This window comes from Thiocystis violacea (genome assembly GCF_016583565.1).
Taxonomy (GTDB): domain Bacteria; phylum Pseudomonadota; class Gammaproteobacteria; order Chromatiales; family Chromatiaceae; genus Thiorhodococcus; species Thiorhodococcus violaceus_A.
Genome location: NZ_NRRF01000225.1, coordinates 1 through 895 on the forward strand (window position 1 = coordinate 1; position 895 = coordinate 895).

General features: G+C 58.3%; 2 protein-coding genes. Both read left to right on the plus strand.

What is annotated here, in order from left to right:
- The coding region (locus CKO23_RS25365) for a hypothetical protein (RefSeq protein ID WP_207168697.1) at positions 1-372 on the plus strand (372 nt) is incomplete at its 5' end.
- A gap of 135 nt (positions 373-507) precedes the next feature.
- Positions 508-762, plus strand: a complete 255-nt coding sequence (locus tag CKO23_RS24910) for a hypothetical protein (RefSeq protein ID WP_200336254.1) — start codon at positions 508-510, stop codon at positions 760-762.
- Positions 763-895 lie beyond the last annotated feature (133 nt).

An 895-nucleotide genomic window follows, 5' to 3' on the forward strand; every position in this document is an offset into this window, starting at 1 on the left:
GTCAAGCTGGCTGAGGCTGTGGTCGCTCAGGTGCATCGCTCAGGCGGGGAGGTTTCAGTGGACGGTGAAGATAGCCCGATTCTGGGCTGCGCGACCGGGAGCATCAAGGGGGTATCTGACCGCTTACTCGCCGTCGTGAATGGTGCTGTAGAGCTTGGCGAAGTCTCCGGAGATGGCTTCCAAAGTCTCGTTGGCATGGCGGATGCGCTCGTCATGCAGGGCGCTTTTGATCGCTTCCCCGCGTTTGATGATGAATTCGATCCGTTTGCCGTCGTCGGTGGCATCCTTGATGCGCTTGATGGCCTGACGGATCTCCGTCTGAAGGTTCTTGCGGATCTGAATCGCGGCGTGCTCTTTCTCGACGGTCTCTGACAAGGGCTTGAGCTGGGGAGCTTCGGCCTTCAGTTGGTTGAACCACTCCTCACTAAGTTCGTCAGCACTCGCCATGGAGACAATCGAGGGAACGAGCGCGGGAAGCTTCCACTGCTCGGAGTCGATGGCTGCTTGGTGAACACTTTTGAGCCTGGAGATGATGGCGAAGAAGGATTCCTGGAGAGTCTTTTGGGCCGTCAGTGCATGCTGCAGGGCCTCCCGGGCACCCTTGGTCTTTTGACTCTGATCCTTGACGGTTTTGAGGGTTTCGAGTTTCTGATCGACCTTTTGGACGAGGGAATCGTGGCCAATCTCCGTGTCGCAGACCGGGCAGGTGTCGGCGGCTCTCCCCTGGAGAAATTCTTGTGCCTTTTGGAGAGTTTCGAGTAACTACTAACTACTCAGGTCCCGCGAAGTCGCCTCGCCTGTTGTGCTTGAACACCCGGCGCGGAAGCGGATAATCGCGACCATGCAACCCCTGCCCGACCTGGCGCTCCTGAGCGCTGCCGAGAAAGACGCCCTG